8 protein-coding genes and 1 pseudogene are annotated in these 7,170 nt (G+C 57.4%); 1 reads left to right on the top strand and 8 read right to left on the bottom strand.

All coding sequences use genetic code 11. The features are described from left to right. Positions 1–1,160, bottom strand: a 1,160-nt coding sequence (locus E0F99_RS27955) for a TssA family type VI secretion system protein (RefSeq protein WP_130909058.1), incomplete at its 3' end; no start/stop codon positions are given. Between the two features lie 213 nt (positions 1,161–1,373). Here E0F99_RS27955 and E0F99_RS27950 point away from each other — a divergent pair. Beyond that, complete coding sequence (locus tag E0F99_RS27950) at positions 1,374–1,682, top strand: carboxymuconolactone decarboxylase family protein (protein WP_232000061.1); 309 nt, start codon at positions 1,374–1,376, stop codon at positions 1,680–1,682. Between the two features lie 50 nt (positions 1,683–1,732). On the opposite strand, the gene E0F99_RS27945 is transcribed toward E0F99_RS27950, so the two are convergent. From E0F99_RS27945 to E0F99_RS27915, 7 genes and pseudogenes are all read right to left on the bottom strand, one after another. Then, a complete protein-coding gene (locus E0F99_RS27945) occupies positions 1,733–2,191 on the bottom strand; it encodes a PAS domain-containing protein (protein ID WP_083360434.1) in 459 nt (152 codons plus the stop codon). A gap of 69 nt (positions 2,192–2,260) precedes the next feature. Further along, the gene (locus E0F99_RS27940; RefSeq protein ID WP_083358407.1) at positions 2,261–2,971 is read right to left on the bottom strand and encodes an SDR family oxidoreductase; all 711 of its coding nucleotides are present in this window, start codon (positions 2,969–2,971) and stop codon (positions 2,261–2,263) included. A gap of 36 nt (positions 2,972–3,007) precedes the next feature. Next, a complete protein-coding gene (gene folE / locus E0F99_RS27935) occupies positions 3,008–3,568 on the bottom strand; it encodes a GTP cyclohydrolase I FolE (RefSeq protein ID WP_083358406.1) in 561 nt (186 codons plus the stop codon). Between the two features lie 160 nt (positions 3,569–3,728). Then, positions 3,729–4,187, bottom strand: coding sequence for a thiol-disulfide oxidoreductase DCC family protein (locus E0F99_RS27930; RefSeq protein ID WP_083358405.1), 459 nt, complete (start codon positions 4,185–4,187; stop codon positions 3,729–3,731). A gap of 391 nt (positions 4,188–4,578) precedes the next feature. Next, entirely contained in the window at positions 4,579–4,764 is a 186-nt protein-coding gene (locus E0F99_RS27925) for a hypothetical protein (RefSeq protein WP_130909057.1), read from the bottom strand. 722 nt (positions 4,765–5,486) lie between these two features. After that, positions 5,487–6,188, bottom strand: coding sequence for a VIT1/CCC1 transporter family protein (locus tag E0F99_RS27920; protein ID WP_083358404.1), 702 nt, complete (start codon positions 6,186–6,188; stop codon positions 5,487–5,489). Further along, a pseudogene (locus E0F99_RS27915) lies at positions 6,185–7,170 on the bottom strand (FAD:protein FMN transferase); the annotation flags it as partial. The gene E0F99_RS27920 and the pseudogene E0F99_RS27915, both read right to left, overlap by 4 nt.

Raw genomic sequence — 7,170 nt, 5'->3', positions numbered from 1 at the left:
CGATCGTTTGCGGGCACCACCGGGGTAGACGGCGCCAGGCTTTCCAGCCACGCCCGGGTGGGGCCATCTGCAAACGGCGTACCGTCAGCGAAGGTCAACTCGACCACTCCCGGAAGTCGGGCCGCCAGCCCTTGCACCTCCAGCGCCAAGGCTCTGGCAGCAGCACTGGCCCCAGCCTTCACAAGCGCTGCGTGACTGACGCGATTCAGGTCGAGCCAAAACGGATAACTGCTGAGCCGAGCTTCGCAAAAGCGCACCACCTCCAACGGCTTCGCGCTGCTCTGCAAACGCAGGACACTGTCTCGCAGCGTGAGCGGCGGAGCTGGCAGGCGAGTTGCCTGACCCTGGCTGGGAGGCAGCTCGTCGAGCGTGATCCACGCCGCCTGACGATTCAGCCGATAGGCCAACGGCAGTAGGGGAAACTGATCCATGCAGTGGGACTGCACCGGCCCCAGCAACTCGAACACCTTCTCGACACTGCTGTCGATGGTGTTGATAGCGTCACCGCTGTCCAATAAGGGTACGTCCGACGCGGCCAGTGCGGGGAGGGCACTGATTGGGACGTCAGCAACCTCGGGCTCCTGAGCTGGCTGCACTGTGACCTGTTGGGGCGCCTGCGCCTCAACACAGGGTATTTGTTCCAGGCGACGACGCAATTTGGCAAAGCTGGGCGCTTGGTCGTCCTTCATACGCCATAACGCATCGATTGCATCCCAATCGCTGATCAGGCGCTCAGCCGCCAGCCTGTCCAGCGGTTTGAAAGGTTCTACCAAGGTCTTGTCCAACCACTCGATCAGCCATTGGGCGTGATTACGCCGAGCGCGCAAACGCGAAGAGGGTGGCGTCACGGCGTCCCAATGCAGGCACACGATCTCCTTAAGCAGGTGCACACCCGCGCAGAGTCCTGCCATTGCACGCAACTTGGTCCATGCACACAAGAGCCAAATGGCAACCCGCAGGTCCTTGCTTTCGTTGTTGAGAACATGCTCACAGAGCGTCGACAACCGCTGCCAATCCACGGGTTCAACCGCGTGAATATTATTGAGCTTATCGATTTCGGCCTGTGCCGCTGCAAACATGGCGCTGTCGCGCAAACTGTCACTTTTCAGGGGTTGCCCGCTGCTAGGCGAAGAGCCGTTCTGTTGCTGATCACTGTGCATAGGTTCGTTTGCCTCCCACCGCCTGCTAGAAAGAGTCGCCCGAGGCTCCTGGCGCAAAGCGCCTGGAACTGGACGGCAAGGCAGTAAAATAGGGGGCGGGGTGGAGTTGTCCCATCAGGTAAAGACCTGAAAGTGCGGGAGAGCTTGGTGTACGTGCGGTGATGTCGAGTCGCCAGAATTTTGACTTAACGTCATTAGCGAGTAGTGGGCAAGATGTGCACACCCAGTGTTCTGATCTTAGATGATCAATCGTTTCAGCGCGAAATCGAATCTCTCAAACAGCAGGTTTTGCCCGAGTTCCAGCGAGATGACGAACGTATCGTTTATCGTCTTGGGAAGGCGATCTATGAGCATCGTCGTGTTGATGATGCGCTGTACGCCGACGCCGTCAGTACGTTTGGCGAACCTGCTGTAGTCGAGTTGATAGGTGTCTACGGTTACTACGCATTTGTGGCGATGACACTCAATGTTTTTGCCGTGCGCCGTGATGGGGATGCGCCACTGCCATTCCCCGAGCAATAGCGGTTGCTGAGGTAAATTGAGTATTCATTCAGGCCGCCATTCAAGCGTGATCAGCGTCCGGGTTCGCATTGCGATTGAGCCAGTTGAGCTTTTAAGCTTGCGATTTCTGCTTCTAGTTCGCGCACGCGCTGGCCAGTCTGAAATTCGACGCTAACGTCCTTCTGGATGCCGATGTAGTAGGTAAGTTGATCCGCGTCGTTGAAGACTGGAGTAATCGACAGCTCATTCCAGAAAGCACTACCGTCCTTACGATAGTTGCGGATGATTTGCCGGCAAGGCTGATGCATCTTTATTGCCTCGCGGATAACGGCCAAGCCCGCTTGGTCTCGGTCATCACCCTGCAGGAAGCGACAGTCCTGATACAGAATTTCGTCAACGCTGTAGCCCGTCAGGCGCTCGAAGGCGGGGTTAGCGTAGATCAGGATGTTCTCATCGCCTTCCTGCTCGGCAATTACGATGCCGTCATCCGAGGTTTCAACCATCAGTTTTAGCAGTTCTGCGTCTATCATTTTCAGGGCCCCGGTGAGTTTCATATCATTCTAGGGCAACTTGGGCGTTTTGAGCGTTTTCGAGCCCGGCTACCAGGGAAGGCGTTCTCCGTCATAAGCGAAGAAATTGCCGCTGTCGGCAGGCGCCAAGCGGTCAATCAAAGATAACAACTCATGGGCAGCAACGTTGGCTGGCCTGGCTGCAGAGGCACCACGAAAAGGGTGTGACAGGCCCGAAATGACGGTGCCGGGATGAAGACTCAACACGCGGGTCTGAGGCCGCGTTCGTGCCAGTTCGATGGCAGCCGTTTTAATCAACATGTTCAGTGCAGCCTTGGAGGCACGATAGGCGTACCAGCCGCCCAAGCGGTTATCGCCGATGCTGCCTACCTTGGCAGAAAGCATCGCCATTGCGCCATGGGCATCCAGCAAGGGCAGGAAGTGACGCAAAATCAGAGCAGGGCCAAACGTGTTGACTTGAAATACCGACTGCAACGCATCGGCATCAATCGCGGAGTAACTTTTTTCAGGCTTTATTTCGTCGCGATGGAGCAGACCTGCGGCATGCAATATCAACTGATACGGTGCTTCTTCAGTCAATTCGGCGGCCGCTCTGGCGATACTGTCGGCATCTTCCAGGTCGAGGCATGGAACACTGTTACGCCCCAACTCACGCACAGACGCACACCGTGGGTCCTGATTGAGCAGCTCACAAAAAGCCGAGCCGAGCGCTCCACTGGCGCCTATCACGAGGGCACGGTAGCCCTCACCAAGGGAGTTCATCTTGAAGGGAATGTTCATCTAGGCGCTCCTGCGGTCTGATGCGATTTGTTGGTGTTAACCCAGCCGCCCTATCAGTTGCAGGAACTCGTGACGCGTCGCGGAGGACTCGCGAAAGGCGCCCAGCATTACCGATGAGGTCATCACCGAGTTTTGTTTCTCCACGCCCCGCATCATCATGCACATGTGCTTCGCCTCAATGACCACCGCCACGCCGGCGGCATCGGTGATGTGCTGAATGGCATCGGCAATTTGTTTGGTAAGGTTTTCCTGGATTTGTAGGCGACGGGCGAACATATCCACCACTCGGGCCACCTTCGACAGGCCCAAGACCCTTCCGGTGGGGATGTACGCTACATGAGCCTTGCCGATGAAGGGCAGCATGTGATGCTCACACAACGAATACAGTTCGATGTCGCGCACGATGACCATTTCATCGTTTTGCGATTCGAACAATGCGCCGTTGATCAGTTCCTCCAGGCTCATTGTGTAGCCATTGCACAGGTACTGCATCGCTTTGGCTGCGCGCTTGGGTGTGTCCAGCAGTCCTTCACGCTCAGGGTTCTCGCCTACGCCGACGAGGATTTCACGGTAATGTTCGGCTAATGATGCGTTCATCTTGATTCCTCGCAGCCCTGCTGCGCTTTATGTGTCGGCAATCCTTGGCGGTAGGAGAGCATCTACTGCGCACGATCTGACGCAGATAACACAAGGTTTGCCAGATCATCCACGATCCAGGTTCTTCGTCGGGCCCATGACAAAGGGAGGCTTTCTTGGGCTACTTTTTTTTCAACGTGGGCTGTTCATCTGATGCGGGTTTGGACGTCGGCACCGCGCAACGGTTATCGACACAGCGACGGCCACTGTCTGGGTGAGGTAACCACGCCAAATGGGGACGTAAGCGGCAGAAAAGGCGATAACCGAACTCAAGCAAAGGGCGCAATGCACGCCACGTCAGTGGCGCTGCCCAAAAACCCAAACCGGCAGCTCGCCAGCTCCAAAGGGTGGCGTCCAGGCCGGTTACCCAGCGCCCATCAGCAAAACGTGCGTGCAGCTTGGACTGCATGTGCTCGAACGTAAACCCGAGTACCTTGGCGTCGAATGCATCGCTGCTAATGTCCACAAAAAGCAGTCGATCCTTTACGACGTGCCCACGCAGGAGCTTGATTTCGCGCGCACACAGCGGGCATTCACCGTCAAAGTACAGCGTCAGTGGCCAATTCATTTTGTTGTACATCGATCGCGGCCTTGTATAAGTTTTACTCAAGATATGCTGAAAGAAACAGACTGACAATGGGCATTGTTCTTTCACCGCGCTACGAGCGGTAATGCCCAATTTTGTGAAGGGATGGCCGGTGCCTTCGATACCAAGGTTCGTGAGGGCAAGCTATGCGAGGGTGTTCACGTTCAGTGGGCGCTCCCAGCATTGGCCGGGCCTCCAGCGTGGGGCGGATGCCGAACTTGCCCCGAACAACTCCAGTCGCTGGTACTTGGTTTGCCTTGGCAGCGAGTAGGTGCAGGCGGCGCAATTACATTGCTCTAAAACCTGGCGTTTAGCTGTGACAGGAGGACTGCTTTGGTAAAAACCACGGCATGACTTCCTTCGATGGGCCTGCGCATAAACTCAATTACGCTGTGGTGTTGATTCGTGTCCCGACCGACCCGGAGGTCGCCTTGGGCTGTTGCACTTCGCTTGGCCCGCTGGCGTCATGATCGCCGTCGCTGTCTACCCGCACAGGGGGCGCTTTTGGCGCTGTCATGGCGGTGGCTTTCGGCAAAGTGACCTGGATTGAAGCATTGATGGCTGACGTCATGTTGATCCCCTTCAAGAACAGTAAGGTGAGCTAATACTATCGGCGGCGCGCTTTAATAGTTGACGCAATTAAAGATTAATTGAAGTAATTGAGAGTGTCTCTTGTTGTTAAGGTTGTTTAGTGGTTTAACGGGTAGGCCATGTGAAGAACGGTGAGCTTAGTGTGAATTTAATCTCGTTCCTTTGACGGTTCAGTGTTCGAGCCGCTAGTGCCCGTGCGCGCTTTGGTTAGCCGTGCCAGGCTTATCTCTTCGACCTGCACCCATTGGCTTCCCGGGTTGTGATCGCATTGTATAAACCCTATGCAGGTACCGTTACTATCCATGAGCGCATAGTTTCTAACATGAGCGTGTCGTTTGAATAGGCATAAAAGGAATCCCATGGTTGAGCGCCTCTTCAAAAGCGTGGATGTGTGACTCATAGTTTAGATCGATAAGCGTGCAGCGTGACACTTTTGTTGTCGGCGAATAGTTATTTAAGGTTTCTGTTAATCAGATTAAGTCTTGTTTTAGTGTGCTTGAATAACACGAAGTGAAGACGTCAAAAAATGGAATATGTGATGGGGCCAAGATGGCTTTTTTTCACCGTCTTGCTGGCATTGATTTGGGGGCTGTTCGTGGTTCGGGTGGCGCCGAAGTTTTCAGGCTGAGAAATGCCCTCAAAGCGTCACGTCGCAGCGCTGGAACTCCAGGCACCCGTCTTCGCGCCCCAAAAACGCGCTAACTAAACCACCGCCCCGAACACTGCCCCCACGGCTGCCGTAATGCCCATGGCCAACGCCCCCCAGAGGGTTACCCGCCAAGCGCCGATGCCTATTTTTGCCCCACCGGCCTTGGCTGCAATGGCGCCAAGGCCGGCAAGAAATACCAGTGACATGCCGCATATCCACGGCACAACACTGTGGGGCGGGGTGATGAAAATGACCGCCAGGGGCAACGCGGCGCCGAGCACGAAACTGGCAGCTGAGGCGAGTGCGGCTTGCAGTGGTTTGGCGGTGAGTGCTTCGCTGATGCCTAGCTCGTCTCGGGCGTGTGCGCCCAGTGCATCGTGCGCCATTAATTGATCGGCCACCTGGTGCGCCAAGTCGGATGACACCCCTCGATGCATGTAGATGTGGGCAAGCTCGCTGTGTTCGGCTTTCGGGTTGCTGGCCAGTTCGGCCCGTTCCCGCGACAAGTCAGCCTGTTCGGTATCGGCCTGGGAGTGCACGGAAACGTATTCACCCGCCGCCATGGACATGGCGCCCGCCACCAGCCCGGCCATACCGGTCACGATCAGCGTGGAGTGGGTGGCGTTGGCGGCGGCGACGCCAATCAACAGGCTGGCGGTGGAAACGATCCCGTCATTGGCCCCCAGGACTGCGGCACGCAGCCAGCCGATACGGTCACTGCGGTGGAACTCGGTGTGCCTGTGCATGAATTTCATGGGTTAACGCAACTCAGGTTATTGACGGGGTTGGATGCGGCGGCCTCAGCCTGCGCTTGCAGTTTGCCGCCTACAATCGATATTTCTTTTAGCTGTTCACCGTCGCGCACCACGAACAGTGCGTCCATGCCACGTGCTTGCGCCAGGCGTGGGCCTTCGATTTCGCCCAGCACCAGCAGTGCCGAGGCCCAGGCATCGGCGAGCATGCATGAGGCGGCCACGACGGTGACCGCCGCAAGGGTGTTGCACAGCGGTGCGCCGGTAAGCGGGTTCATGGTGTGGGCGTAGGTTTTCCCACCCACCTCCACCCAGTGTCGGTAGTCCCCGGACGTGGCGATGGCGGCGTCGCTGAGTTCCATCACGCCCATGACTTCTCGCACGCCCCGGGTGGGTTTTTCAATCGCCACGACCCAGGGTTGGGCGTCAGGCTTCATGCCTTGGGCGCGCATCTCGCCGTCGATGCCGACGAGGTAGCGGGTGATGCTTGAAGCTTCCAGGCAACGGGCCAGTTCATCGACGCCAAAGCCTTTAGCAATGCCATTCAAATCCAGGTTCAGAGGCGCCCGTTTGCGTACGTGATTGCGTTGCGTGTCTACCTCCAGTCCCGCGCTGGCGCAAAGCCGGGCGCATCGCGACGCCATCGTGAGCGCCTGCTCGGTGATCGTCTGTTCGCCGGGGCCGAAGCCCCAGGCTCCCACCAGATCGCCGACGGCGACGTCGAAGGCACCACCGGATTGCTGGCTGACCCGCAGCGCGGCGGCCAGCACCGTTGTCAGCTCTTTGGGCACTGGCAGCCACTCCTGCTCGGGGCCGCGTTGAGGCGGTTGAGGTCGGAGTCGGCTTTTCAGGGAGACATTTTCCGGTCGACCCGGCCCACCACGCTTGCCCGGCCACCGCCTATCTCGTCCGTGTCGGTGCCGGCCTCCGGGTAAGACACGGCGGGTGAGCGTGTGCCCATGGGTTCGCCCGTTAGGCCTGTGGG

Origin of the sequence: Pseudomonas antarctica (assembly GCF_900624995.1) — a bacterium.
Classification (GTDB): Bacteria; Pseudomonadota; Gammaproteobacteria; order Pseudomonadales; family Pseudomonadaceae; genus Aquipseudomonas; species Aquipseudomonas antarctica.
Note: the sequence above shows the minus strand (reverse complement) of the source record. Positions and strands in the feature narration are given on the sequence as shown.